This is a genomic window from Paenibacillus sp. 2TAF8 (assembly GCF_052114825.1).
Taxonomy (GTDB): domain Bacteria; phylum Bacillota; class Bacilli; order Paenibacillales; family Paenibacillaceae; genus Paenibacillus.
In genome coordinates, this window is the sequence record NZ_JBFRFN010000001.1 from 411,764 (window position 1) to 438,602 (window position 26,839).

Consider the following 26,839-nt stretch of genomic DNA (forward strand, 5'->3'; position numbering starts at 1 on the left):
TATAAAATATAAATACTGATTGGGGTGTCGTATGTCTATATTTAAGAAACAAGAATTGTATTGGGAGAGCCGATTCCAAGAAGATGATGTTCTTGTTCATTTGCCATATTGCAAGATCAAATCCAAACACACATACGATATAAACCAACAAAATTATATTAACAAGCCATTGTCAGATGAAGTTTCTACTAAAATCAAATCTATTTCAAGAAACATTCCTACGGCCATGTACACGATATTATTATCCGGAGTTCAGTGTCTCTTATATAAATACACCAATGAAACCAACATAGTTATGGGCATGAAAGTGATGGAAGAGAAGAACAGTGACTTGACGCTCTCGAATAAGGTTCTTCTCTTAAAAAACAATATCGATCATACGATGTCGTTTAAGTCCATATTTAATCAAATGAAGGTCATTTTCAGTGAGGCTATCCAACATCAACAAATTTCTTTCAGAAAAATGGTTGAACGTTTAAATATTCAGTACGATTCGAACCACGTACCAATGATCCATACATTGGTTTCATTAGGGAAAGCTCAGACGGTCCCTGATGACAATAACGTAAGAGCGGCGACGATGTTTCACTTTGATCTGGAGAACGAAAATGTTCAATTGAAATTAACCTATGATGCAGAGCGTTATGATCAAGATTATATGATGCAAGCCGCAGAGCATCTGGATCAGTTGTTTGCTGTCCTATTGCACCAACCCGATCTGGCGTTGAGTCAAGTCGAAATGTTGTCAACTGCTCAACGGAACGAGCTGTTGTTCGATTTTAACGAAACAAAGGTGGCTTATCCGCAGCATAAGTTAATGCATCAATTATTTGAAGAACAGGCGGAGCGGACGCCAGATCATCCTGCTGTCAGATTTGAGAGTAGTGTATTAACCTACAGAGATTTAAATCAACAATCCAATCAATTGGCCCGGACACTTCAAGCTAAGGGATTGCAGACAGGGCAATTCGTTGGAATAATGGCAGAACGCTCACTGGAAATGATTGTGGGATTATTGGGTATTCTGAAAGCTGGGGGGGCGTATGTTCCGATTGATCCGGAATATCCGGCAGATCGTATCCAGTTTATCCTAAAGGACTCAAATGCGGCTTGGTTGCTTCATCACAGTCACATCCAAATACCTGAATCATATGAGGGTACGTCTATTTTTCTCGAAGATGATGCCCATCGCAGTAACAGTCATTTGAATCTGGAGTATTCGGCCAGTGATAGTGACCTGGCATATATGATCTACACGTCAGGAACTACTGGCAACCCCAAAGGTGTCATGATTGAACACGCTAGCATTGTGAATTCCCTGCAATGGAAATCGGATTTTTATCATTTTAGCGGAAACGACCGGGTGTTAATGCTGAATCCCTTTGTGTTTGATTCGTTCATTACTCACTTTTTTGGCCCGATCATCTCCGGAGCAACCGTGTACGTATTGAACGGGCAGCAGTGTAAAGATGCGGTAGCCATCAATTCAATGATCAAAACACATGCAATTACGCATATTCAAAGCCCGCCCAGTTTCTTGATGACTCTTTTGGAACAAGCGCAAGCTGCGGATTGGACTTCAATGAAAAATGTAGTCGCAGCGGGAGAGAAAATTGTGCCTTCCTTAATACATCGATTGAAACATATCAATCCACGGATCGAAGTATGTAACGAGTATGGCCCAACTGAAAATAGTGTGGTATCTACCGTTCTTCCCATTAACTCGACGGAGCAATATATCTCGATTGGAAAGCCGATTGCGAACAATAGAGTCTACATTGTAAGTGAACACCGTGAATTGCAGCCTGTTGGAGTACAGGGAGAATTATGTGTAGCTGGAGCGGGGATTGCAAGAGGTTACTTGAATCGCCCTGACCTGACGGCAGAGAAGTTTGTTGATGATCCGTTTGTACCTGGAGCGAAGATGTACAAGACGGGTGACTTTGCAAGATGGCTGCCTGATGGAAATATTGAATATATCGGAAGAATGGACCATCAAGAAAAAATTCGTGGATACCGGATTGAACTTGGTGAAGTAGAAGCTGCCCTTTTAAATATAACCGGTATTCAAGAGGCTATTGCAATCGCCATTGAAGACGAAGCGGGTACAAAGCAATTATGTGCCTATTTCGTAGGAGTGGAAGCAATGACCATTACGGAGCTGCGTGAAGAACTATCCAGGTATTTGCCAAGCTACATGATACCAGCCTATTTTGTGGAATTGGATCAGATGCCGCTTACATCCAATGGAAAGCTGGATCGTAAAGCACTGCCCGCCCCCAAAGAACATATGTTGAAGGGAATGGAATACGAAGCGCCGCGCACCATTATGGAGCAACAACTGGTATCTATTTGGGAAAGTGTACTGGGGGTGCAGAATATCGGGCTCCGGGATAATTTCTTTGAGCTGGGCGGGGATTCGATTAAGTCCATTCAAGTATCTTCGAGGTTATACCAGGCCGGTTATCAGGTACAGATGGACCATCTGTTTAAGAACCCAACCATTGCCAGCCTAATTCCTTATGTTCAGCCCATAAGTACAAAATCTGACCAGGGAATCGTCACGGGCAAAGGGTTACTGACGCCTATCCAACATTGGTTTTTTGAGCAGTACGAGGTGGATGCTCATCACTATAATCAGTCCATCATGCTGTATAGGCAAGAAGGTTTTCACGAGACTATCCTTCGTCAGGTGTTAAATAAAATGATTGAGCATCATGACGCACTTCGCACAGTGTATCATCAAACCGAACAGGGTTATGAGCAGTGGAACCCAGGGCTGGACCAAACCAAGTCATTCTATACGTTAGAAATAATGGACTTCAAGTCGTTAGCAGATCCATCGTTTCAAATCGAGAAGAAAGCCAATGAACTCCAACGATTGTTCGACTTGGAGCAGGGCCCTCTGATGAGATTGTGTGTGTTTCAATGCGCAGACGGCGATCATCTATTGATTGTGATTCATCATTTGGTGATCGACGGGGTTTCATGGCGAATTTTAATTGAAGATTTATCAAAGAGCTATGAACAGTTAAGACATGCAAGACCGATGCAGTTGCCACTGAAAACGGCATCATTTCAATTATGGGCGGAGCAGTTGCAGTTATACGCGGACAGCGAAGTTATGAGACAGGAATTGGAATACTGGAAAGAAATTGAGCAAACCCCCTTTACGCCATTACCGACCGATTTCAGAACGAACGATGCCCTGGAAAAAGACAGCGAAGAACTAACGCTGGAATGGACGGCAGCGGAAACAGAACAGCTATTGAAACATGCAAATCGTGCGTATAATACGGAGATTACCGATCTTCTGCTTACTGCATTAGGGATGTCTATTTATCAATGGACGGGCAGTGATCAAGTTCTTGTGAATCTAGAGGGACATGGCAGAGAATCTATTATTCCGGATCTTGATATTACACGAACGGTCGGATGGTTTACAAGCCAATACCCTGTTGTGCTTAACATGAAAGAACATTCCAATCTATCTCTGCTCATTAGAACAAACAAAGAGGTCCTTCGCAATATCCCTAAAAAAGGGATTGGATACGGGATTTTAAGATATTTAAGTGTACATCGGAAAGAGACTTCATTTACCTTGAATCCTGAAATTAGCTTCAACTTTTTGGGACAATTCGATCAGGATCTTCAACATAGCGGAATGCAAATGTCTCCTTATTCCGGTGGAGCTACAGCAAGCGAGAATCACAGAAGAAATGTTCTTATCGATGTTAATGCTTTGATTATGGATGGGAAATTGTCCTTGTCCTTGAAGTTCAGCCGTACACAATATCATAAAGAAACGATGGGGCGAGTGGCGGCCTATTTCAAGAACCATGTGCGAGAATTAACCAAACACTGCTTGAGCAAAGAGAAGCCGGAATTAACACCAAGTGATCTATCCTTGAAAGGCATGACCATTGAAGAGTTAGAAGGTCTGGTTCGCGAAGTTGAACTCATGGGTGAAGTTGAAGACATATATGCGCTGTCTCCGATGCAAAATGGAATGTTATTTCATGGTTTACTTCATTCGAATTCGGAAGCTTATGTGCTTCAAACGACGCTAGATCTTCACGGTTCTTTAGATGTGAGAGCATTTGAAAGAAGTTTGGATAAACTCATTGAGCGGAATTCGATTCTCAGAACGAATTTTCATAGCCAATGGAAACACGGTCCCCTACAAGTGGTTTACCGTCATAAACCAAACGGGATTCTATATGAAGATTTGCGAGAAATGAAGGAAGAAGATCGTGACGCATACGTGGCAGCTTATATTCGAAAAGATAAACATAAAGGTTTTGATTTGTCCAAGGATGTGTTGATGCGGATATCGATTTTGCAGACGGATGATCAAACCTATCGTTTCATTTGGAATTATCATCATATTTTAATGGATGGCTGGTGTCTTTCTCTTGTGATCCAGGAGCTGTTCGATGGTTATTTTGCAATCCTGGAACGACGGCAAGGTGAACAACAAACAGTTGCGCCTTACAAATACTATATCGAATGGCTAGATAAACAGGATCATAAAGCATCACTGAAATACTGGAGTGACTACTTGCAAGGATATGAGGAGCAGACCGCTTTGCCAAAAGAGCATAGCATTCGGAAAAGCAACGAATATCAATCCGAAAATCTGATTTGCCCACTGAGTCAGGAATTAACAGGGCGCATCACACAGGTTGCAAGTCAGAATCAGGTAACGCTGAACACGCTAATGCAGACGGCTTGGGGAATGTTACTGCAGAAATACAATAACAGTCAAGATGTCGTTTTTGGGAGTGTGGTATCCGGCAGACCCGCAGGGATCGCTGGTGTTGAACGTATTATCGGCCTATTCATTAATACGATCCCTGTGCGAATTCAATCGCAAGGAAACGAAACATTCGCGGCGATGATGAAACGGATCCAAGAGCAAGCTGTCGCTTCGCATCCGCATGAAACGTATCCATTATACGAGATACAAGCGGAAACCAAGCAAAAGCAAAATTTGATCGATCACATTCTCGTGTTTGAGAATTATCCGGTACAAGGCATCACGGAACAGTTTGGGGATCAAGAGCAGACCGTTCTTCGCATTACGAATGTAGAAGCAGATGAACAAACCAACTATGATTTTAACCTGATTATTAAGCCGGGCGAAGAAATGAAATGCATGTTCTACTACAATGCCAATGTCTATGATCGGGCAAGCATAGAACGGATCCAAGGGCACTTGATTCAACTGTTAGAGCAGGTCGCCCTGAATCCATATATCTCCATCGATGATATAGACCTGATGACAGCACAGGAGAAAGTGCAGATATTGGTATCTTTTAATGACACGAAGGCCACATACCCAATGGACAAAACGATTCATGGACTGTTTGAAGAACAGGTGGAACAAACTCCTGAACACATCGCGGTTGTGTTCGAAGGTCAACAGCTCACCTATCAGGAACTGAACAGAAAAGCCAATCAATTGGCAAGAACTCTGCATGCTATAGGGATTCAACAAGATCAGTTAATTGGAATTATCGCTGAACGATCGTTAGACATGGTGGTGGGAATGCTTGCGATTTTAAAAGCTGGCGGTGCATATGTACCGATTGATCCTGAATATCCAGAGGAACGTGTGAATTACATGCTTGAAGATTCGGGTGTGCATGTATTGCTACTGCAGCGGCATATACAAGAACGTATCTCTTTTACAGGAGAACGCATCTACCTTGATCAGTTAGACGTTTATGAAGATGATTCCAACTTGGGAGTAACGGTGTGCCCAACAGGGCTGGCCTACGTAATCTATACTTCGGGAACAACAGGGAAACCCAAAGGCACATGCATTGAACATAAAAACGTGGTTCGATTGTTGTTTAACAGTCAAAATAGGTTTGATTTCAAACCATCGGATACATGGACGCTGTTCCACTCCTTTTGCTTTGATTTCTCAGTATGGGAAATGTATGGTGCTTTGCTCTATGGAGGCAAATTGGTTATCGTCCCCCAAATGACAGCTAGAAGCCCGCAGCAATTTTTACGATTGTTGAGAGATGAGCAAGTAACCATTTTGAATCAAACGCCAACGTATTTCTACCATCTCCTTCAGGAGGAGTTAACAAGTCAAGAAGAAGGGCTGAATGTTAGAAAAGTGATTTTTGGAGGGGAAGCACTCAATCCGGCTTTACTAAAAAACTGGAGAGAGAAATATCCATCTATTCAGTTAATCAATATGTATGGCATAACGGAAACCACCGTTCATGTCACCTATAAGGAAATTACTGAAATTGAGATACAGGCAGGAAAAAGCAACATCGGTAAACCGATCCCGACACTGCATACCTATATATTGAACACGCATCAACAGCTGCAGTCGATTGGTGTTCCGGGAGAGTTATATGTTGCAGGAGAGGGACTGGCCAGGGGGTATCTGAATCGACCTGAGTTGACAGCAGAGAAATTCGTAGAACATGCCTGGATTACTGAAGGAAAGATGTACCGAACTGGAGATGCTGCCAGATGGCTGGCAGATGGAAATATTGAATATTTGGGACGAATCGATCAGCAGGTGAAAATTCGGGGTTATCGAATTGAACTGGGAGAAGTGGAGACCGCTATTTTAAAAATAGAAATGGTCCAAGAAGCGGTTGTAATCGCCCATGAACAGGAGGACGGATCCAAGCAATTATGTGCTTATTGGAAAGGTAGCAGTGCATTGTCAGCCAAGGAGATTAGATCAGCATTAGCTCATGAAATCCCGGATTACATGATCCCGTCTTATTTTGTTCATGTAGAGCATATTCCGTTAACTTCCAATGGTAAGGTTGACCGGAAGGCATTACCTTTACCACAAAAGCATGTAGATCAGATAGCCGAATATGAGGCACCGCAGAGCCCAGTAGAACAAGCAATTATCTCCGCCTGGGAAGCCGTGCTTGGTGTTCAGAGAATCAGCAGATCAGATCATTTCTTTGAGCTTGGGGGAGATTCGATCAAATGTATTCAAGTGGCATCACGATTGCTTCAGTCAGGCTATAAAGTGGAAATGAAGCATTTTTTCACCTACCCGGTCGTATCCGAATTAAGTGAACACGTCACCTCTGTGAACACTCATTATGACCAAGGGGAAGTAACAGGGGAAGTCTTACTGACACCTGTTCAGCGCTGGTTCTTTGATCAAAACATGGTGGATGTACATCATTACAACCAGGAAATGATGTTCTTCCGCAAAGATGGGTTCGATATCGGCTTCATTCACAGCTTCATGAAGAAAATGATCAAGCAGCATGATGCACTTCGCATCGTTTATCGTCAGGTACCAGAGGGTGGATATGAAGCGTGGAACCGCGGAGCTGAAGAAGATGGATTATACAGTTTGGACATCTTCAATCTGACGAATGAAACGGATCCAGCACCTTTGGTTGAAATGAAGGCAAAAGAAATCCAGAGCAGCTTGGACCTGTCTCACGGTCCATTGATCAAACTTGGCTTGTTTCAATGCGCTGAAGGGGATCATTTGCTCATTGCCATTCATCATCTGGTGATTGATGGGGTGTCATGGCGTATTTTGTATGAAGATATTCAAACGGGGCTTGATCAGTTCCTCAGAGGGGAAAAAATCTGTTTGCCTCAAAAAACGATGTCGTTTAAACAATGGGCAGAAGAGTTATCTGCCTTTGCAGTTCAGCCTGTGATGAAGCAGGAATATTCTTACTGGTGTTCTGTGGATCAAGTCGAGCGAACTCCGTTGCCTAAAGATATAGTTTGTAAAGAAAGCATTGGAAAAGACAGCGAAACGATTACCTTGCATTGGACGGCAGAGGAAACGGAGCAGTTATTAAAGCGGACCCATCGTGCGTACAATACGGAGATTAACGACATTTTGCTAACGGCTTTGGGAATGGCAGTTCATGATTGGACAGGCATGGATAAAGTGGTCGTGAACCTGGAAGGGCACGGCAGGGAGGATATTCTTCCAGAGCTGGATATTACGCGTACCGTGGGATGGTTTACGAGCATGTATCCAGTCATGATTAGGATGGAAGCGGGGGCTGACATATCTAAAAGAATCAAGTCTGTCAAGGAAGGACTGCGACAGGTCCCGAGTAAAGGGATCGGTTACGGGATCTTAAGGTATTTGTCAGCATGGACTGAAGGAGACAAATTAGAGCGAAATCCCGAAATTAGTTTTAATTATATGGGTCAGATAAACCAGAATTCGGACCAGACTGGTATTCAATTTTCAACTTATTCCAGTGGACCTTCCGTCAGTGAAAATAACAAGAGACCGTTTGTGCTTAATATCAACAGTATTGTTGTAGAGGGGAAATTGGTACTGACTATCAATTACAGTCAGAAACAATATCAACGAGAAACGATGGAACAACTGGCCTATTCATATAAGGAAAACCTTCGTAAAATAATAGAGCATTGCATCATTAAAGAACAAAGGGAGCTCACCCCAAGTGATCTTTCACTTAAGGGATTGACGATAAATCAATGGGACCAGATAGTCGAATATACCCGAAGTATTGGTCAAATTGAGAATGTGTATCCACTTACCCCTTTGCAAAAGGAAATGCTGTACGAAAGCGAGCGGAATCCTGTTTCGGGTGCGTACTTTGTACAAATCTTGTTTGATATGGCCGGGGATTTGGATGTTGCCTCTTTTGCACAAAGTCTGGATCAAATCATGCAAAGGCATGCGATATTAAGAACTAATTTTTACACGGGAATGCTGGACATTCCTCTTCAAATTGTGTATCAGGAGAAGAAATTTGAATTTAAAGTTGAGGATATAACAGGCAAAAGCGAATTGCAGCGTAAAACGTATATCGATCAATACATCAAGCAGGATCAGGCTAGAGGATTTGACTTGCAAAAAGATTCGTTAATCCGGATGTCTGTTATACGAACTGCCCCAGAAAATTATCATGTCATTTGGAGTTTTCATCATATTTTGATGGATGGCTGGTGTATGTCTCTGATCAGTAAAGAGATTTTCGAGAATTATTTTGCGATCCGGGAAAATCGAAAACCTGAAATGAGGCTGTTAACACCCTATAGTGAATTCATTGAATGGTTGGAGCAGCAGAACAATGAAGGAGCGATAACCTACTGGAATCGTTACCTAGAAGGTTATGAGGGACAAACCAGATTACCTGGAGGGAAAACTAAACCGCAGCATGAAAGACAGGATTCCAGAACGCTAAACTGCCATTTGGATGAGGCACTGGTTAAGAGAATGAAACAAATTGCGGAGCAACAACAGGTGACGGTGCATACATTTATGCAAACCGCGTGGGGTGTATTACTGCAGCAATATAATGAAAGTAAAGATGTCGTATTTGGTAGTGTTGTATCGGGCAGGCCACCCGTTATTCCTGGGATTGAAAGCATGATTGGACTATTTATTAATGCTATTCCTGTTCGTATTCGGGCTGAGGGTGAAGAATCCTTTATCACACTGATGAAAAGGACCCAAGTACAAGCTGTGGATTCACATGCTTATGATACGTACTCGTTATATGATATTCAAAATTTGACTAAACAAAAACAAGCCTTGATCAACCATGTGGTCGTATATCAAAATTTTCCGGTACAGGATCGGTTGGAGGATTTGGGCAAAATAGGTGAAGTGCCGCTTGAAATCATGAATGTTGGGGGAACGGAACACAATAGTTTCGATTTTACTTTAGTTATTAAACCCCATGAGCAAATGAAGATCATATTAATGTACAATGCTAAGCTATATGACATCGCTACGGTTGAACAGATTCAAAAACACTTTGTTTCTATCATTCAACAAGTGGTGACGAACCCTGAGGTTCATATCAACGAACTTGGCTTGATTACATCGGAAAGTTATTAATTTATGAAACAACCCAAACAACGGTTTTCAGTGATTAACAGCTGTTTGGGTTGTTCTCTCTGTTGATATGTTGATCAGGTTTTAACAATAGCTTCCCTTCTGACCGATATATAATGAGTATGATCACATGCGAAGATAAGGAAGGAGAGATCACATGGATATTGCAGCAATGTCAATGGCAATGAGTCAAGCTTCCATGGCACAGGCGGCAAGTCTAAAAGTCATGTCGATGACCAAAGATATGGCAGAGCAGCAGGGTCAGCAGATGACCGAGTTGTTAAAGTCAACGCCGGCTCCCCACCCCAATCTGGGCAGAAGTCTGGATATYTCGGGTTAAGCTAGTTCCGACGGCATTTTAAGTTTATTATGCTTTACAAAACATGCAGCAAGCAAAACACGAAGCAGCTTCAATTCATTGGAATTGAGCTGCTTCGTGTTTGTTTTGCGCTATTCAATATTATTTTGTGCTTGTTAATATGCAAGGTTTCAGTGTAGATATTAGGATATTAGATTGAACTTGGTAAGTCCGGTGCAACGATCCCAAAAGGTAGCGTATCCTTCAATGTCCATAGCTCATCATAACTGGAAATTTGCACGTCGGCTTTGGAGAGATCCTGATTCCCCGACCCCGGGTTATGATAGCCGATGCAGCGCATGCCTGCACTCTTCGCGGCCTGAACACCATTACGTGAGTCTTCTATAACCAGACAATTCGCCGGAGATACGCCGATTCGCTCGGCTGCCGCCAGGAAAATGTCCGGGGACGGTTTGCCATGTTCAACCTCTTCACCTGTCATGCGTACTTCAAAGTAAAAGCCCAATCCTGTTTTCTCCATGATTAGATCAATGAGTGACCGGGGGGAAGAGGAGGCAACGGCAATCGGGATGCGCTGTTCATGCAGCCATTTAATCCACCGTTCCACGCCAGGCATGGCAGTAAGTTCAGGATGAGTAAGCATCTTTTCCATCACATGTTGCTGATGATACGCAAGAATCTCTTCCAACGGTACCTTCACCTGATACTTGTCGATGACTTGCTGCCACATGGATTCCAGCGTTACTCCGACAGAAGAATGATGTTCTTCTTGCGTAACGGCTGCACCGAAATGATCAAATGAACTGCGCTCAATCTCAAAATAGATCGGTTCACTGTCAATCAGTACGCCATCCATATCAAAAATGACCGCTTGTATGGACGGATCGCCTTTAGCCTCCTCATTTTTCTTCATACAGAGATCAAGACGTTCAGCTTTCTCTTTTGCTGTCATGGTGTGTTCCTCCTATTAAGTGAGTGATGTTAGATACTTTTAAGTCTAACTTCTTTTTATCCAATGTTCCAGCTTGAGGCAAACTGAATTAACTGGATTGCAACACAACCTTAATAGCATGAGATGAAGCTTGAAGGGTACGTCCAGGGATATCACATCCCAGTGTGCGGAACGCTTCTTCATAGTCTTCCAGGGGGAAGGAATGGGTTATGATTTTTTTGGCAGGTATAATCTGTTGTTCAATCATATAATGTGCAGTTGCAAATGTTCCAAGTGAGTCGATAGAGCCAATGATCTTCAGACTGCGATCCACAACTTCCTTCGGATTGAAGGACGTATTGCCATCACGTAAACCAACCAGCATTAAATATCCACCACTAGCAAGCTGTGACAATACCTGTGTACCCACAACACCAGTGGTATCCACAATCATATCGACTTGTCCGGTTGCAGGGGCAATGTCTGCAATCGCCTGCTCAAAGGAAGCATGAACTTTCCAGCGGTCTGGTGCAATAGTGCCTGCAATGGCTAAACGTTCTTCCGAGATGTCGACAAGACTTCCCGTGACGCCTTTGGAAGCGAGTGCGTAGCTGTAAAGGATACCAATGGGCCCTGCCCCTAAGATAATCGTTCTGAAATTTGGCAACAAATGAATCTGGTTAATGCCTGTCAACATACAGCTTAGCGGCTCGGTTAGAGTAGCTTCTTCATAGCTAACATGATCTTTTAATGGATATAAAAAGCGATCTTCGGTCACGTAATAATCCGTGAACGTGCCATCCGCACTTACTCCCGTTTCCGTAACGGACTTGTGAGTACAGTGGTTCTGCCTTCCTGTTCTGCACATCTCGCATTGACCACAGTAATACGTAGGGTCGATTACGACACGATCTCCTGGTTGCAGTGTGTTGACGGATGAGCCGACAGCAATCACTTCACCTGCGGATTCATGTCCAAGAATGACGGAAGGAATGGCATGATATTTTCCACTGACAATGCCTAAATCTGTTCCACAGACCCCGGTTGCACGTATACGCACAAGCACCTGATTATCTCTGGTAATTTCGGGAACAGGTCGTTCCTCAAGAGCGACATCCCATGCAGATTTATATACTAATGCAAGCATGATAGAACCTCCTAAAATTTTTAGAAACTACATAAATTCAATCCATAGGTCATTTGCTCCATAACACTTCCGATAATTAATGAACGCTGGCAAGCACAGAATCCAATCGGTCAACAATCTCAACCAGTTCGTCTTCGGTCGTTGTCAGAGAAGGGCGTACTTTAACGACGTTTCCGAAACCGTAACGCGAGCTGCGCAGAATCAGATGTTGATCTTCAAAAGCACGGTCGATGATCGCGTTAGTTTTCGGGGTATCCGGCTCATTGTGGTCACCCACAATTTCGAGTCCCCACATGAGTCCCACTCCGCGGGCCTCACCGATGCTAGGATATTTTAGAGCGAGTTCCTGTAGTAGCCCCCCAAGCAAAATTCCTTTTCGCTTGACCGCATCCAGAAATCCCGGTTCTGAGACCACCTCCAGTGTGGACTTGGCAGCAGTGACCGAGATGAGATTACTGCCTGAGGTGAAAGAATGCTCATGTTTTTCCAGTACATTCAAGCGCGATTGCATCAGAACTGCAGCTACAGGTACGCCGATACCGCCAAGGCCTTTGGCCAGTGTGATCAGATCGGGCTGGATATCAAATAGTTCGCTAGCAAACATCGTACCCGTTCGTCCAACACCCGTTTGGACTTCATCGGCAATGAGAAGCATGTTGTTCTCATCACATAATTTGCGGAGACGTTTAAAATATCCAAGCGGTGGAACGATGTTGCCGCCATTTCCGAGAATGGGCTCAATGATCATACAAGCAACCGAACCTGAGCTGGCATACTCTATAGCATCAGATATTGCTTCAACACATTGATATCCGCACTCGCTGCTTTCGCTTTTGAACGGGCAACGATAACAATATGGTGCGGGTACATGGACCGCATTAGGGGCTGACGAGTTAGGGAAACGCTTGCGTCTAAAGGCATTGCCTGAGATGCCCGTTGCAAATTGGGTCTGTCCATGGTGAGAAAGGTACAAGCTGACAATGTCCGTTGATCCTGTGTATTTCTGGGCAATTTTAGTTGCACACTCATTGGCTGTAGACCCGGTAATATCCCGCATCCATCCGGCATCGATATTGTTCGGAGCATACTCAATCAAGTGTTCCAGTACTTCATTGACGTAAGGTTCGGTGAAGGAGGAAGACATATGCGTAAGATTGCCTACTTGTTCCTGAATTTTATTGACTACATGTGGATGATTATATCCCAAGGACAGATTAAACGTACCCGAGACGCCATCGAGATATTCCACACCTGAATCGTCAATCAACTTAATCCCTTTTCCGACTGTAAAGCGGTTATTGGTTAAAGTTTGCATTCGGATTCCTCCAATAGTTTAGTGTACTAGCTAAATGAACAATATGATTCATACCGGATGGTTTGGGCATCCCCCCTTTCAAGTGTGGAATTCCGTGAGCCTTACAAGTTAAATTTCTTTGGTTTGTTGTGGGAATGCAGAGCTCAATGATTCATCTCGGGTATTCCACATGTGGGAGAGGATCAGTGTCAGCAATAAAAGTAGACAGAATCCGGCTAAAATCATGATGGTRCCGACAATCGGCCAGGCGCTCATACTCCATCCCGTGAGGTACTGTAATGTTGCACCGCCAATACCGCCAGAGGCAATCAATATACTCGTTGTTCTTTCAGTCATACCAGGAATTAGCACATTCGCATAAACGAGTGCGATGCAGAATAAACCCGACATAAATAATCCCGTGCCAAAGATTAGCCCATACGTTACCCATTGACCGGACACGAATATCATGGATACTGTAAATAGCAGCGTACCTATCGTGCTCCAAATCAAGAAGGGCATATAATTAACGGCTTCAGCGATTTTGCCAGAGAACAGGCGTCCTACAATCATGGCAATCCACAGAATGGATACACTTAGGGAAGCGATAGATTCTTTCAGTTCCAAACGTTCTACCAAAATGGAGGGCAGGAAATTCATCAATCCGAGCTCCAGTCCCATGTAAACGAAGAAAAAGACAACGAAGAGGGAGAGTAGCCCCAGATGTTTTTTGGAATAACTGGTTTTGCTTGTCCCCTGTTGTATTGTGTTTTCTCCAGCCTGTTCGAGATATTTTGCAGCAGGACGAGGCATGGTTACCCATGGGACCATGAGGATGAGCGCGCATGCAGCAACTGTGAAGAACGTCAAGTGCCACTGGCCCAGCCAAATGAACAGAGCGGCTGCCGCGGGGATGAGAAGTGCGCCTAGGGCGAAAAATACATCCAGTTTGGACATGGCGACCGCTTTCTGATTTTCCGTGAACTCAATGGTGAAGGCTCCTACGGAAGGTTCAATGATACCTGAGCCAAACCCTACGATTATGGTCAACAAAAGCATGACGTTCCACGAAGGTAACCCTCCGAGCACCAAATAAGCTGCAATAATACAGATCAATGCCAAGGTGAGCATCCATTTCCGACCGATTCTGGCTGTCAAGGACGGTGACAAGAGTACGCCGACAAGAAATCCGATAAACTGCAAAAAAAGCAAAAATCCTCCGTCACTGTAACCACGTTCATAATGAGGCAGTAAAACAGGCAGAAGCGCACCAAGCACAACGCTGGTTATGCCAATCAGCAGATAGAAGCCGCAACTTAAAACGAATATTCTTCTCAAGTGTCTCCCTCCTAAAATGGATAACATTTTTATAAAATGAAATAAATGTTTATTTTATATATAACTTATACCATAATTTTGAAATTGTACAAGCTTTTTATTGTAAAATTATGTTAAAGTTTGGCGAGAGCATTCATTTTTTGATTCATCCTGTCTAAATGCAAAATGGATGTCGAAAATGACTCTGTTGCGTCACTATTCAATTCATGAGAAGATGAGGTTTGGTGGTTTGCTATGGAGTAGAGTGAATGATTGTACGCTATTATGCTGAGAAGTGGTGAACGAATGTTAATCAACAAATACATAAGTGAGACGGGACATTTCTCCCGCAGAGAAACGACTCGGCGCATTGCAGCTGGAAGAATTACGATCAATGGCAGGGTATGTGTAAAAGGAGATACGGTTGCACCAGGAGACATTGTGCTGATGGATGGGGAGAAGATTCCGGAGCGGAATCCGGAGGCCGCGTATATCGTTCTGAACAAACCTATTGGCATTACCTGCACGGCAGCTGAACATGTTGAGGGCAATATCATTCAGTTTGTGAATTATCCTTCACGTATTTTTGCAGTCGGCCGGCTGGACAAAGCGTCAGAGGGGTTAATTTTACTCACGAATAATGGAGACATCGTGAACAAAATGATGCGTTCGGAGCATCATCATGAGAAAGAGTATGTTGTTACGGTGGACAAACCGGTTACTGATGAATTTATAGAATCCATGTCACAAGGTGTGGAGATTCTTGATGTAGTGACCAAACCGTGTGAGGTGTCTAGGCAAAGCGAGAATGTCTTTCGAATCATTTTGACACAGGGGCTTAATCTGCAAATACGCCGAATGTGCAAAGCACTGGGGTACAGAGTTTTAAAGTTGGAGCGTATTCGCATTATGAACATTATACTGGATGAACGGATAAAAAGAGGAGAATGGAGACATCTGGATAAGCAGGAAATTAAGCTACTTATGTCTCAATTGAATCATAACGAAACAGAGCATGAGTGAGAACACGCTTGCCAAGCAATAAAGCTTGAGGCACTTTTTAGAGAAGAACATAGAAAACACGCCCCCTTTTGGAGGAGGTAGTGTTTTTAAAGTGAACACGTTTTTACGTGAATTTTCAAGTTAAGTAATTTAGGTGTGACGACGTAATCTGCCAAAAGAATTTCTTGTTTTTTTCTGCTTCTTACTGCTCTCCGAAATATAAGATCCATACAACGTAAGGGATGCACCTATTATGCTCACCCATGTGATTCGTTCATGAAGAATCAGTGTAGAAGAGACAACGGTGATGACAGGTACGAGATAGATATACACACTTGAATGAATGGCACCTAATAGTTTTACAACTTGATTCCAGGTTACAAAACATAGCGCAGAAGCACCCACACCAAGAAAGAGAAAGTTTGATATCGTGCTAAATTGTGTGAACCGAGCAACATTCAGTTCTATTTCAAACCAAACGAGTACTGGCAACATGAAGAGAAGGCCGTAGAAAAAAACCTTTCGTGTTGCCCCTATCATAGGGTAGTTTCGCACGCCAATTTTGCGCATAAGAACAGAGTATATGGCCCATACTGCCGGAGCGATAAAGGCAAGCAAATCCCCTATGGGATTAACCTGTAACATAAAGCTTCCGTTTAGTGTGATCAGAATGATCCCGCACATCGCAATACTAAATCCGATCAAAAAGCGACGTGTTAACGTTTCTCCATCCAAAAAGAAGTGGGCAAGCACAGCGGTGAAGAAGGGAGCAACAGATACAATCACGCCTACGTTGGAAGCTGTTGTATACACTAAAGCGATATTTTCAATGAGAAAATACAAAGCTACCCCGCATAACCCCGCACCCATAAACAAGGCTTCTTCCCCAAAAGAAACGACTTTTTGAGCACGCGGATAGATCATCCACAGGATCAGATAACCGATTAGGAAACGGAACAACAAGATTTCTACAGGTGTGAAGTCCTCTAGCAGCACCTTCGTTGAGACAAAGGTCGTTCCCCAGATCAGGATAGTAAACAAGGCGAGCAGGTGTCCAGTCTTGCTACTTGGATGACGTATCGAAGTCATCGTTTGTTATCCTGCAACCGTCGTGGCTCCGAACCGTGATTGAAGATACGTAGATATTGTTTAGGGGTTAGACCGATCAGTTTTTTGAAAAAGTTTGTAAAGTGGCTTTGGTCACTGAAGCCGGTCTGTGCAGCTACATCAATAGGCAGTACGCCATGTTCCAGCAGGCGTTTAGCTTGATTAATCCGTATCGTTTCCAGATAACGATAGGGTGATATGCCCTTCTGACGAGTGAAGAGACGCAGCAGATGGTACTTACTAATCCCTGAAAGCCCAGATAGTTCATTTAAGCTGATGTTTTTCATGTAATGGGCATCCATATACTCACACAGTTGCCTTATTTCCAGCGTTACATTTTGTTCGGCTTTAGGTGGTTCCATATCAGCGTAATCTTTCAGTAATTGATCCAGCAGCAGCAAAAGCGTCTCTTCTTTACTGAAATCAGACTGCTCTTCAAGTATGAGCTGGTGCAGGTCATGGAGCGATGAGACGAGTTCGCTCTGATATAGAACATGGGTGGAGAATCTAGGTAAATAAGCTTGTCCGGTAACTTCACGTACATACTCTCGCATAACCTTAGGTTCAATATTGATACAGCGGTAATCCAGTTTCCTTCCGTCTACCTGCTCACAGGCATGTGGATCTTGGGGGTTGAAAATAATGATGTCCCCGCTGTTTAACAGGTATTCCTCGTTGTTGCAGACCAGATGTCGTTTACCTTCCTCGATAAATCCAATCACGTAATAGTCGTGAAAATGATTGGGKAATTTCTGCATGATACCTTCGAATTGGTAAGCCTCCAGCTGCAAATCCGAATCAAAAACGACGGTACGCACTTCGCGACTCATGATGCACCTTCTTTCTGGTATGTTGAGGTGAGTATAACGTTTGCCTAAGCTCGATTTCTTGAATGATATTGCTTATTATAGCGGAGCAGTAAATCGAGAACATCTATTTGAGTTCAGTTTAGGTTTAATTTAAAATAAGGGTGGTGGAGATGAAATGAAAGATTTTCCACCACTTAAATGAAAGATTCCTTCCAATGGATATGGATAAGGAGATGGGATGATATGTTTGAACACTTGGTTATTTTCAAATTTAACGATAAAATCACACCTGCCAAACAGCAGGAATTTGTAGCCCAGTTGCTTGCTTTACAGGATCAAATCCCTGGAATTATTGATCTGACAGCTGGAGTGAATGTGACGGAGGAAACGGATCGCATTCAAGGATTTAGCCTTGGTTTAAGAGTGACATTCGAAGATCAGGAAGCGCTTCGTGCGTGTGGGCCACACCCCGCACATCAGGCTTTCGTAGCCTCTCTGGATGGCTGGATCGAAAACGTGATTGTATCCGATTATCCAATCCCCGCCAAATAAGAATTATGCAATTCAGCTTTCGGATGATCCTGTTTTAGAGAAGAACTATTTTCACCTTGGAATTTCCATGTGACCACATAAATGAGCATGGGTTCACAAAAGCTACATGAAGATAAAACAAAGAATTTTCTTTGTTAGGAGAAGGAGTGTGACCCATGGTAAAGAGTAATATAAACGCAGGCTGGAAGCTTGAACACAGCTATGCAGAACTGCCTCAAACGTTTTATACCAGCCAACATGCAGTGCCTGTTCAGTCGCCAGAGTTTATCATTTTTAATAAAACATTGGCGGCCAGTCTTGGATTAGACGCAGATGTGCTGCAAAGTGCCGAAGGCGCAGCCATTTTTGCGGGAAATCAAATGCCGGATGGAGCCAAGACCCTTGCACAAGCCTATGCAGGTCATCAATTTGGCAATTTTAATATGCTCGGAGACGGACGTGCCTTGTTGCTGGGTGAACAGATTACCCCGCAAGGAGACCGAGTGGATATTCAGTTGAAAGGTTCAGGCCGGACACCTTACTCTCGCGGAGGAGATGGGCGTGCTGCCGTTGGACCCATGCTTCGAGAATATATTATTAGTGAAGCGATGGTTGGTCTCGGGATTCCGACAACACGAAGCTTGGCTGTTGTGTCCACAGGGGAGAACATCTATCGTGAAACAGAACGTCCTGGAGCTATTCTCACACGGGTTGCGACCAGTCATATACGTGTAGCCACTTTCCAGTATGCAGTGCAATTTGGTTCGGTAGAGGATGTACGTGCACTCGCAGATTACACATTGCAGCGCCATTTTCCACAGGTAGAGCCTAACGAACAGCGTTATTTGAGCCTACTGCAGGAAGTGATCAAACTTCAGGCAGAGCTTGTTGCAAAATGGCAGCGCGTTGGTTTCATTCACGGCGTCATGAACACGGACAATATGGCGATCAGCGGGGAAACCATTGATTATGGGCCTTGTGCCTTTATGGATACGTACAATCCAGCAACGGTGTTCAGTTCGATTGACAGACAAGGTCGATATGCCTATGGAAACCAACCTTACATTGCAGGCTGGAATCTGGCGCGTTTTGCCGAAACGTTGTTGCCTTTGCTTCATGAAGATGAAGAACAGGCCGTACAAATCGCTCAGGATGCTATTGCACAGTACTCGGAGCAATATCATTATCACTGGTTAAAAGGCATGCGAGCCAAGCTCGGTTTGTTTACGGAAGAAATAGAAGATGAGACCTTAATTAAGGATTTACTTGAACTAATGGAAAAGCATACTGCAGACTACACGAATACGTTCGTGGCGCTGACATTGAACAAACTGGAAACGTCTAATCTGAATGATAAGTCAGATTTTCAGGAGTGGTATTCACGCTGGACAGACAGATTAGGCAGACAGCCCGAATCGAGAGATGAAGTGGTAGAGCAGATGAAACGAAATAATCCTGCGGTTATTCCACGGAATGATAAGGTAGAGGAAGTACTTGAACGAGCAGAGCAGGATGGCGATTACAGTTTGATCCAGCCTTTGCTGGATATTCTCCAGAGCCCTTATGTGTATACGCCGGAACAGGAAGCATTTGGGGCGTTACCTGTGTCCTGTGATCCTTCTTATCAAACATTTTGCGGAACTTAATTTTTGCAATTTTGACCCGAAAAGATGAGAGAGAGCTGCCCGAATGGCAGCTTTTTCGTTAGGGGGTAGCTGTCATGTCTAATATAATAAGTATGCAAGAATTGACCGAACAACTTCTTGAACTGTTATCAAGAACGGCATATCCTAGAGAACAGATGGAGAGTTATGTGAACCGATTGGGTGAGTCATTTAAATGGGAAGGCGCACCTTATGTAGAAATCGGTGAAAAACATTACATCGTAACGATCTATGAACGTGGTATACCTTCGTTGATTAAAAAGCTGGAGCAGACTGAAGAGGTGCTCTATTGGTTATTGGAAGATATGATTTTTACAGCTGCCCATGTAACATTGCTTAAGAAATACGGTGTGGATAATGTGAACACCCATCTGGATTACACAAATGAAGTGTGGCAGGAGATAGAAGATAACGTATTAAGAGCTTTTCGAGCAATCGGTGAACCTTATTTTAGCTGGCATCAAGAGGGGAAACGCCGTGAACTGGAAACGCTTTAACCCAAAAAGGGGAAATCTTCGATATGAGTGAACAGGATATACACGATATTTGGTATGATTATGCACTGACTTTTGTGGAGAAAAAGAACAAATCTGAACAAGGATGGGCTGGACTTTCTCAGACGGAACAAGAGATTGCTGCGTTATGGCTTCTAGAGGCCGATGTCTATAATGGCGGCTTTATACAGTTCTTTTGTAACTGGGGAGAAGAAGTTTATGTGGCGGCTTGCAGGGCTTTACAAACCATCGGCGCCAACCAGGTTCTGGATAATGTACAGCAGCAGTATACTTGTTTTGAGCATTTGGAAGGTGATCATAGACTGACTAGTCTGTGGGACATCCCAAAATATTTGGAAACAGAGCAAGAAGAGCGTCTGGATGAGCTGGATCAACAGCTCTGGAATAATGAGGATCAGGTTGCGGAGAAAGCTTACGTTTATTACCATGACCGGCTTTGCATCAGGTTATAGTTTATTTTTCGCAGAATAAAAATGTCTTGCAGCATCTCTTATTTCATGGACCAGGACTAATTTTAGATATGAACTTGTTGATGATCGCAATACTTACGCTTGCAATGTGCAGAACGTTTCGCTATACTGGCTATAATTAAATACATGAATTACGTTGATAGAGCGCAGTAGCGGCTTTGTCCCTGTTACAGAAAGTCAGGGGTTGATGGAACCTGATACATACAAGGGCTGCGAATTACACTCTGGAGTACTTGGGTAATGCCAAGCGGATGGGCAAACGATAACTTGCTGAAAGTGGTATGGATTACTGGATTTGAGCGTATGAACGTTCGGAGAGGTATCCATGCAAACTGGGTGGTACCACGGTTATTCTAATCGTCCCTGTGTCTATGAAGACAAGGTGGCGATTTTTTTGTGTCCAAAAATCAAAGTAGCCGTTTGAATTCGTAGCAGAACGTAAAATCATGACTGAATTTTGATCAAAGAAAAGGGGTTATTGTGATGAACATTATTGACGAACTACAGTGGCGCGACGCCATTAATCAACAAACGGATGCGGAAGGGTTACGTGAACTGACGGAAACAAAAGCGATCTCTCTGTACTGCGGTGTAGATCCTACAGGCGACAGCATGCATATCGGACACTTGATTCCATTTATGATGCTGAAACGTTTCCAATTGGCAGGACACCGTCCAGTAATTCTGATTGGCGGCGCAACGGGGACGATTGGTGACCCAAGTGGGCGTCAGTCTGAACGTTCCTTGCAAACGCTGGAGCAAGTGCAAGAGAATGTTGATGCGTTAACGGCGCAGATGAAAAAGTTGTTTGTGACCGACGGCGACAATCAGGTTCGCATGGTTAACAACTACGACTGGACACATAAAATTAACGTCATCGAGTTCCTGCGTGACTACGGGAAAAACTTTAACTTGAACACCATGCTTGCAAAAGATGTAGTAGCAAGCCGTCTTGACGGCGGAATTTCATTCACGGAATTCTCCTACCAGATACTGCAATCTCTGGATTACCTACACCTGTTCCAAACGGAGGATGTACAGCTGCAGATTGGTGGATCTGACCAATGGGGGAATATTACAAGTGGTCTCGATCTGATTCGTAAAAAAGAAGGATCCGAAGCGAAAGCATACGGGTTAACAATCCCGTTGATGCTGAAATCGGACGGTACGAAGTTTGGTAAAACAGCTGGCGGTGCGATCTGGCTTGATCCAAACAAAACGACACCGTTTGAATTCTACCAGTTCTGGGCGAACACGGATGACCGGGATGTGATTAAATACTTGAAATACTTCACATTCCTGAGCAAAGAAGAGATTGAAGCCTTGGCTTTGAAGGTGGAGACAGAGCCGCATAAACGTGAAGCACAGAAAGCATTAGCCGAGGAAATGACCAAGTTTGTGCACGGCGAAGAGATGCTGGAGCAGGCGAAACGCATTACCGCAGCATTGTTTAGTGGTGATATTCGTTCCCTGACAGCAGATGAGATCGAGCAGGGGTTCAAGGAAATGCCAACGTATGAAACAGATGGCGAAGCTAAAAATATTGTAGACTGGCTTGTGGATCTGGGCTTGGAGCCATCCAAACGTCAGGCTCGTGAGGACGTGACCAAAGGAGCCATCTCCATGAACGGTGAAAAGATCACCGAGCTTGAATTCACGGTATCTGCAGAGCATGCAATCGGCGGCAAATTTATTATTATCCGTAAAGGTAAAAAGAACTACAGCCTGGTTAAGCTTCAATCCTAGGGACTGGGAGTGAGAGCCTAACATAGGCTTGTAAAATAGCAATCTTACAGGTGTGAGAACTCGCTGTTATACAATCACAAATCAAGGAAACTAAAAAGACCGTCTCTCATTTCTGTCAGATGACAGAGGAGAGACGGTCTTTTGAATAACAAGCTAGTAGCTAACTATATTCTAATGTTGATTAACAATCGCTGTGATCTCTTCATCCAGATCCAAAGTAACGTCTTCACGGTACGCACGAATGTTATACTCGCTGTGCAAGTAACGAAGAATCGCTTCGATCATGTTGGATTCCACCAGGAACTGACTGCGACCCTGAATCCAGACTTCTGCGGAATAACCTGTATCTTCTTCCCAGCTCAGCTCTACATTCACGTCCGTAGGACGTACACCTTTACGCTCTGCCATGTGAATGCAAATGGCATTCACAATCTCGTCCATGCTCAGAACCATAGATCTTAGTACCGTCCGTTTCTGTTACGATCATCATCACGCTCGTCACGACGGTCATAACGGCCATCTGCTGCAGGCTTGCGACGATTTGTGATCGCTCTGAACAATGCCATAGCGAGCATAACAATCAGCATAATTGCAGCTACGTTAACGAGCAATCCGAGAATGTTACCCAGTGCTCCCATACCGCCAAACAGTCCGCCGAACAACATACCTGCGAGACCGCCCAGCATCATACCCTTCATGAAGCCGCCGCCACCGCCAAAGAATCCACCACGGTTATTCGCCGCTGCGCCATTGTTGGAATTGTTACGGGAATTGGACTGACTTACGTTACTGTCGGATTTCTTAGGGGTATTGCTATAACTTTTCGTACCGGATTTGAACCCACCGCCACCTCGTCTTGCATCAGCACTGTCCGGATTCGTAACACCAACCGTTGCGAACAATAGTGTAAATGCCATGAAAACCATCATTAGATGTTTAATTCCGAATTTTTTCTTCATTGTATAGATCGTAACCCCCTGAATAAATTTGTTTAATTCCCCAAAATGGGTCTTACTCTAGTAATACGGTCCAACCTGCTGAACGTTTCAAAATTTAATTTAAATTTCTGAAACACTCGGGCTTGGGTCTTGAATCGCAGCTTGACCATCGAGAAGTTGGGTCACCCAATGACACCATTCCAGACCCGTTTGGGCATGCATTAACCCTTTTTGTACTAAAATGTAGCTTCCAAAATCCCGGTTGCCTACTCGAAGATTATCCTGTGGTATACGTGATTTCAAATCCTCGAAATACCGTATGCGCTCCATGAACCAGCTTTTACGCTCGTTCAGAATGCGTCTCATGCTGCCATCTTCGGCAATACCTACACAGAGAATGCGAAGATTGAATTCATCACGCGTAACGGGCGCCGTAACCGGAGTAATCATCCACTCCAGTAACTTCTGAATGCCTTTTTCCGTAACTGCATACATTTTTTTGTCCGGTTTGTCAGACTGTTGTACCCAGCGGGAGGCGAGTAACTCATCGTTTTCCATCTTGGACAGGAGCGGGTAGATCTGGCTGTGTTTGGCCTGCCAATGCGGCTGAATCTTCAGCATTAGATCATAACCGGAAGACTCCTCGCGGGTAAGCAGCCCGAGCAATCCGTAGGAAAGTATGTTCATGCACATGTCTCCTTAATATTAGGGCTGGGCCAACGAAAACAAACGTTTTGCATTCGTTGACCGCTTTCATAAAAGTGTACACTGAAACTGTATGGTTTGACAACCTGACAGGATAACTGCCTCAATTTAGACAAAAAAAAGTGCGAACCATGAAGGTCCGCACTCCAAACCATTTAGAGAGATGCCTGCTGTTCATACCCGTCAGCGACAAGATCAAGTTCGCCTGTAGCCGAGTCAATGACCATACCGTGAACAGGTACATTGGGAGGAAGTAATGGATGTTTCTTGATGACTTCCACAGTTCCTTTTACCCCTTCTTGCACGCTATCAAACCCGCGTAACCATTTTTGCAGACGGATGCCTGAATTTTCAAGTGTGGACATGACCTCTTCGGAAACTCCACGTTCTTTCATGTGACCAATCATCGTTTCAGCATGCAGTGAAGCCATACCACACTCTGTATGACCCACCACCAAGACCTCGTCTGCGCCCAGCTCATAGATAGCTACCAGCACGGAACGCATAACACTACCAAAAGGCTGGGAGATGATTGCGCCTGCGTTTTTGATGATTTTTACATCGCCATTCTTCAGATTCATCGCTTTTGGCAGCATCTCGACAAGACGGGTATCCATACAAGTGATGATTACCATCTTTTTGGTTGGATACTTGCTAGCCGTATACTTCTCGTATTCTTTAGTCTCGACAAATGATTTGTTGTAAGCCAAAATCTCCTGAATGTTGTTCATGTCCATTGCCTCCTGTTATCCAATACGACGAGCACGGCCCTTTGCATGAGATGCAGCCTGTCCTACACGCCTTTGATTAGTTGAATGCCGCGATCAGCAGACCACGTTATTCTTTTTTTTAGTAGAATAATGCAAGATGGTTCTGTCAAAAGTTGATTATACGCAATGCAAAAAGTATCATCAATAGGGTGTACAAATTTTTTTTCAAGAGGTGAGCGGTAACAATGAATAAACAAACACAGCAGCAATTGCAATCTTTCCTTATTCTGGCCCGTAAAATAAAAAGTTATCATGAAGCCATCGGTTTGCTTCACTGGGATTTGCGCACAGGAGCACCGAAAAAAGGCGTTCCAACTCGCTCGGAGACGCTGGGCTTGCTCTCTACTGAGGCATTCAAACTGCAAACCTCCGCTGAGATGAAAGCATATCTAGATACGTTGACCCAACCGGATGTGCTGGAGCAACTCGAAGACACCGACCGCCGCCAAGTGGAGGAGTGCAAGAAGGAGTATGATCGCAGTCAGTCGGTACCGCCGGAAAAAGTTCAGGCATATACCGTGCTGACTGCTAAATCCGAGACGGCTTGGGAAGATGCCAAACATAACAGTGATTATGCTGGATTTTCGCCATACCTCACCGAGATCGTGAAACTCAAACAGGAATTTATCGACTATTGGGGTGTCAAGGATACAAGATATGATACATTGCTGGACATGTACGAACCCGGATTGACTGTAGAAAAGGTAGATGCTGTATTCGCCCGCCTCAAAGCGCGTCTCGTTCCACTTCAGGAGAAAATCAATGCGGCTGAGAACAAGCCCAAAACCGATTTCCTGAAACAGATTTTTGATACCGATCAGCAGGAGAAATTCAGTCTGTTTATCCTGGAACAGATGGGATATGACTTTGAAGCAGGACGTCTGGACGAAAGTGTGCATCCATTTGCAACAGGGCTGAATCCAGGTGACGTCCGAATTACGACCAACTACCTGCAGGACGATGTAACAAGTGCCATCTTCAGCTCCCTGCACGAAGGTGGACACGCTTTATATGAACAAAATATCGATGAAAGTCTAGCAGGCACATTGCTGGCTGAAGGTACATCGATGGGCATTCACGAGTCACAGTCTCGTCTTTGGGAAAATATGATTGGGCGCAGCTTGCCTTTCTGGACACGTTATTACAAAGATCTGCAGCAGCATTTCCCGCAACTGAGTGAAGTGAAGCTGGAAGATTTCTACCGCGCAATTAACCGGGTAGAGAGTTCCCTGATCCGAATTGAAGCGGACGAACTGACTTACAATTTGCATATTATCATTCGTTATGAGATTGAGAAAATGCTGTTCAATGAGGGTCTGGAAGTCAAGGATCTGCCAGAAACATGGAACAACAAATACAAGGAATACCTCGGAATTATGCCGACCAACGATGGTGAGGGCGTGCTTCAGGATGTGCACTGGTCCGGTGGAGATTTCGGTTATTTTGCTTCCTACTCATTGGGCAATATGTATGCTGCACAGATTGTGCATACATTACGTCAGGAGATGCCGGAGTTCGATCGTCTGATTGCCGAAGGTAATCTGATTCCAATTAAAGAGTGGCTTACAGACAAGATTTATCGCTACGGTAAGAGCCTTACACCATCGGAGTTAATTGTTGCAGTGACAGGTGAAGAGCTGAATCCGGATTATTTGGCTGATTATTTGGAGGCCAAGTACGCTGAGATTTATAAATTATAAATGCGTCTGAGTGAAGGTCAGCCA

General features: G+C 44.0%; 19 protein-coding genes and 1 other annotated feature. Of the genes, 9 read left to right on the plus strand and 10 right to left on the minus strand.

What is annotated here, in order from left to right:
• Positions 1-31 precede the first annotated feature (31 nt).
• Positions 32-9,853 carry an amino acid adenylation domain-containing protein gene (locus AB4Z30_RS01930; protein ID WP_441922730.1) on the plus strand — a complete coding sequence of 3,274 codons (9,822 nt, stop codon included), beginning with the start codon at positions 32-34 and terminating at the stop codon, positions 9,851-9,853.
• Between the two features lie 154 nt (positions 9,854-10,007).
• A complete protein-coding gene (locus tag AB4Z30_RS01935) occupies positions 10,008-10,190 on the plus strand; it encodes a YjfB family protein (protein WP_221789363.1) in 183 nt (60 codons plus the stop codon).
• A gap of 169 nt (positions 10,191-10,359) precedes the next feature.
• Here the strand turns inward: AB4Z30_RS01935 and AB4Z30_RS01940 are convergent, their stop codons facing one another.
• The 4 genes from AB4Z30_RS01940 to AB4Z30_RS01955 form a co-directional block, all read right to left on the minus strand.
• Positions 10,360-11,082: an HAD family hydrolase gene (locus AB4Z30_RS01940; protein WP_441922855.1), complete on the minus strand. Its 723-nt coding sequence runs from the start codon at positions 11,080-11,082 to the stop codon at positions 10,360-10,362.
• A gap of 127 nt (positions 11,083-11,209) precedes the next feature.
• Complete coding sequence (locus AB4Z30_RS01945) at positions 11,210-12,247, minus strand: zinc-dependent alcohol dehydrogenase (RefSeq protein WP_441922733.1); 1,038 nt, start codon at positions 12,245-12,247, stop codon at positions 11,210-11,212.
• A 76-nt stretch (positions 12,248-12,323) separates the two neighbouring features.
• Positions 12,324-13,562 carry an aspartate aminotransferase family protein gene (locus tag AB4Z30_RS01950; protein WP_441922735.1) on the minus strand — a complete coding sequence of 413 codons (1,239 nt, stop codon included), beginning with the start codon at positions 13,560-13,562 and terminating at the stop codon, positions 12,324-12,326.
• Between the two features lie 108 nt (positions 13,563-13,670).
• Positions 13,671-14,879 carry an MFS transporter gene (locus AB4Z30_RS01955; RefSeq protein WP_441922737.1) on the minus strand — a complete coding sequence of 403 codons (1,209 nt, stop codon included), beginning with the start codon at positions 14,877-14,879 and terminating at the stop codon, positions 13,671-13,673.
• Positions 14,880-15,164: 285 nt separating this feature from the next.
• Between AB4Z30_RS01955 and AB4Z30_RS01960 the strand changes: the two genes are divergently transcribed.
• Positions 15,165-15,881: a pseudouridine synthase gene (locus AB4Z30_RS01960; RefSeq protein ID WP_441922739.1), complete on the plus strand. Its 717-nt coding sequence runs from the start codon at positions 15,165-15,167 to the stop codon at positions 15,879-15,881.
• Between the two features lie 129 nt (positions 15,882-16,010).
• Here the strand turns inward: AB4Z30_RS01960 and AB4Z30_RS01965 are convergent, their stop codons facing one another.
• Positions 16,011-16,949: a DMT family transporter gene (locus tag AB4Z30_RS01965; protein WP_441922741.1), complete on the minus strand. Its 939-nt coding sequence runs from the start codon at positions 16,947-16,949 to the stop codon at positions 16,011-16,013.
• Positions 16,946-17,797 (minus strand): AraC family ligand binding domain-containing protein, encoded by an 852-nt coding sequence (locus tag AB4Z30_RS01970; RefSeq protein ID WP_441922743.1) that lies wholly within the window; start codon positions 17,795-17,797, stop codon positions 16,946-16,948. The genes AB4Z30_RS01965 and AB4Z30_RS01970 overlap by 4 nt, the downstream gene beginning before the upstream one ends.
• Positions 17,798-18,019: 222 nt before the next feature.
• On the opposite strand from AB4Z30_RS01970, the gene AB4Z30_RS01975 reads away from it, so the two are divergent.
• From AB4Z30_RS01975 to tyrS, 5 genes are all read left to right on the plus strand, one after another.
• Positions 18,020-18,328 (plus strand): Dabb family protein, encoded by a 309-nt coding sequence (locus tag AB4Z30_RS01975; protein WP_441922745.1) that lies wholly within the window; start codon positions 18,020-18,022, stop codon positions 18,326-18,328.
• Between the two features lie 155 nt (positions 18,329-18,483).
• Entirely contained in the window at positions 18,484-19,953 is a 1,470-nt protein-coding gene (locus AB4Z30_RS01980; RefSeq protein ID WP_441922747.1) for a protein adenylyltransferase SelO, read from the plus strand.
• Between the two features lie 74 nt (positions 19,954-20,027).
• Positions 20,028-20,468, plus strand: coding sequence for an Imm63 family immunity protein (locus AB4Z30_RS01985; protein WP_441922749.1), 441 nt, complete (start codon positions 20,028-20,030; stop codon positions 20,466-20,468).
• 23 nt (positions 20,469-20,491) lie between these two features.
• The gene (locus tag AB4Z30_RS01990; RefSeq protein ID WP_441922751.1) at positions 20,492-20,938 is read left to right on the plus strand and encodes a DMP19 family protein; all 447 of its coding nucleotides are present in this window, start codon (positions 20,492-20,494) and stop codon (positions 20,936-20,938) included.
• Between the two features lie 145 nt (positions 20,939-21,083).
• Positions 21,084-21,324: a binding site (T-box leader), on the plus strand.
• Positions 21,325-21,439: 115 nt separating this feature from the next.
• Complete coding sequence (gene tyrS / locus AB4Z30_RS01995) at positions 21,440-22,702, plus strand: tyrosine--tRNA ligase (RefSeq protein WP_441922753.1); 1,263 nt, start codon at positions 21,440-21,442, stop codon at positions 22,700-22,702.
• 171 nt (positions 22,703-22,873) lie between these two features.
• On the opposite strand, the gene AB4Z30_RS02000 is transcribed toward tyrS, so the two are convergent.
• The 4 genes from AB4Z30_RS02000 to AB4Z30_RS02015 form a co-directional block, all read right to left on the minus strand.
• A complete protein-coding gene (locus AB4Z30_RS02000) occupies positions 22,874-23,155 on the minus strand; it encodes a YxcD family protein (protein ID WP_090916857.1) in 282 nt (93 codons plus the stop codon).
• A 5-nt stretch (positions 23,156-23,160) separates the two neighbouring features.
• Positions 23,161-23,661 carry a hypothetical protein gene (locus AB4Z30_RS02005; protein ID WP_441922756.1) on the minus strand — a complete coding sequence of 167 codons (501 nt, stop codon included), beginning with the start codon at positions 23,659-23,661 and terminating at the stop codon, positions 23,161-23,163.
• A 99-nt stretch (positions 23,662-23,760) separates the two neighbouring features.
• A complete protein-coding gene (locus tag AB4Z30_RS02010) occupies positions 23,761-24,327 on the minus strand; it encodes a PadR family transcriptional regulator (protein ID WP_441922758.1) in 567 nt (188 codons plus the stop codon).
• A gap of 173 nt (positions 24,328-24,500) precedes the next feature.
• Positions 24,501-25,076 (minus strand): beta-class carbonic anhydrase, encoded by a 576-nt coding sequence (locus AB4Z30_RS02015; protein ID WP_441922760.1) that lies wholly within the window; start codon positions 25,074-25,076, stop codon positions 24,501-24,503.
• Positions 25,077-25,300: 224 nt separating this feature from the next.
• On the opposite strand from AB4Z30_RS02015, the gene AB4Z30_RS02020 reads away from it, so the two are divergent.
• Complete coding sequence (locus AB4Z30_RS02020; protein ID WP_441922762.1) at positions 25,301-26,815, plus strand: carboxypeptidase M32; 1,515 nt, start codon at positions 25,301-25,303, stop codon at positions 26,813-26,815.
• The last annotated feature ends 24 nt before the right edge of the window (positions 26,816-26,839 follow it).

What these genes read in the sequence shown, in the direction of transcription:
- AB4Z30_RS01980 (WP_441922747.1), top strand. Translation starts at nt 18,484, where the DNA reads ATGGTAAAGAGTAATATAAACGCAGGCTGGAAGCTTGAACACAGCTAT.
- AB4Z30_RS02020 (WP_441922762.1), top strand. Translation starts at nt 25,301, where the DNA reads ATGAATAAACAAACACAGCAGCAATTGCAATCTTTCCTTATTCTGGCC.
- AB4Z30_RS02015 (WP_441922760.1), bottom strand. Translation starts at nt 25,076, where the DNA reads ATGAACAACATTCAGGAGATTTTGGCTTACAACAAATCATTTGTCGAG.
- AB4Z30_RS01985 (WP_441922749.1), top strand. Translation starts at nt 20,028, where the DNA reads ATGTCTAATATAATAAGTATGCAAGAATTGACCGAACAACTTCTTGAA.
- AB4Z30_RS02000 (WP_090916857.1), bottom strand. Translation starts at nt 23,155, where the DNA reads ATGGTTCTGAGCATGGACGAGATTGTGAATGCCATTTGCATTCACATG.
- AB4Z30_RS02010 (WP_441922758.1), bottom strand. Translation starts at nt 24,327, where the DNA reads ATGAACATACTTTCCTACGGATTGCTCGGGCTGCTTACCCGCGAGGAG.
- tyrS (WP_441922753.1), top strand. Translation starts at nt 21,440, where the DNA reads ATGAACATTATTGACGAACTACAGTGGCGCGACGCCATTAATCAACAA.
- AB4Z30_RS01940 (WP_441922855.1), bottom strand. Translation starts at nt 11,082, where the DNA reads ATGAAGAAAAATGAGGAGGCTAAAGGCGATCCGTCCATACAAGCGGTC.
- AB4Z30_RS01945 (WP_441922733.1), bottom strand. Translation starts at nt 12,247, where the DNA reads ATGCTTGCATTAGTATATAAATCTGCATGGGATGTCGCTCTTGAGGAA.
- AB4Z30_RS01930 (WP_441922730.1), top strand. Translation starts at nt 32, where the DNA reads ATGTCTATATTTAAGAAACAAGAATTGTATTGGGAGAGCCGATTCCAA.
- AB4Z30_RS01990 (WP_441922751.1), top strand. Translation starts at nt 20,492, where the DNA reads ATGAGTGAACAGGATATACACGATATTTGGTATGATTATGCACTGACT.
- AB4Z30_RS01960 (WP_441922739.1), top strand. Translation starts at nt 15,165, where the DNA reads ATGTTAATCAACAAATACATAAGTGAGACGGGACATTTCTCCCGCAGA.
- AB4Z30_RS01975 (WP_441922745.1), top strand. Translation starts at nt 18,020, where the DNA reads ATGTTTGAACACTTGGTTATTTTCAAATTTAACGATAAAATCACACCT.
- AB4Z30_RS01965 (WP_441922741.1), bottom strand. Translation starts at nt 16,949, where the DNA reads ATGACTTCGATACGTCATCCAAGTAGCAAGACTGGACACCTGCTCGCC.
- AB4Z30_RS01950 (WP_441922735.1), bottom strand. Translation starts at nt 13,562, where the DNA reads ATGCAAACTTTAACCAATAACCGCTTTACAGTCGGAAAAGGGATTAAG.
- AB4Z30_RS02005 (WP_441922756.1), bottom strand. Translation starts at nt 23,661, where the DNA reads ATGAAGAAAAAATTCGGAATTAAACATCTAATGATGGTTTTCATGGCA.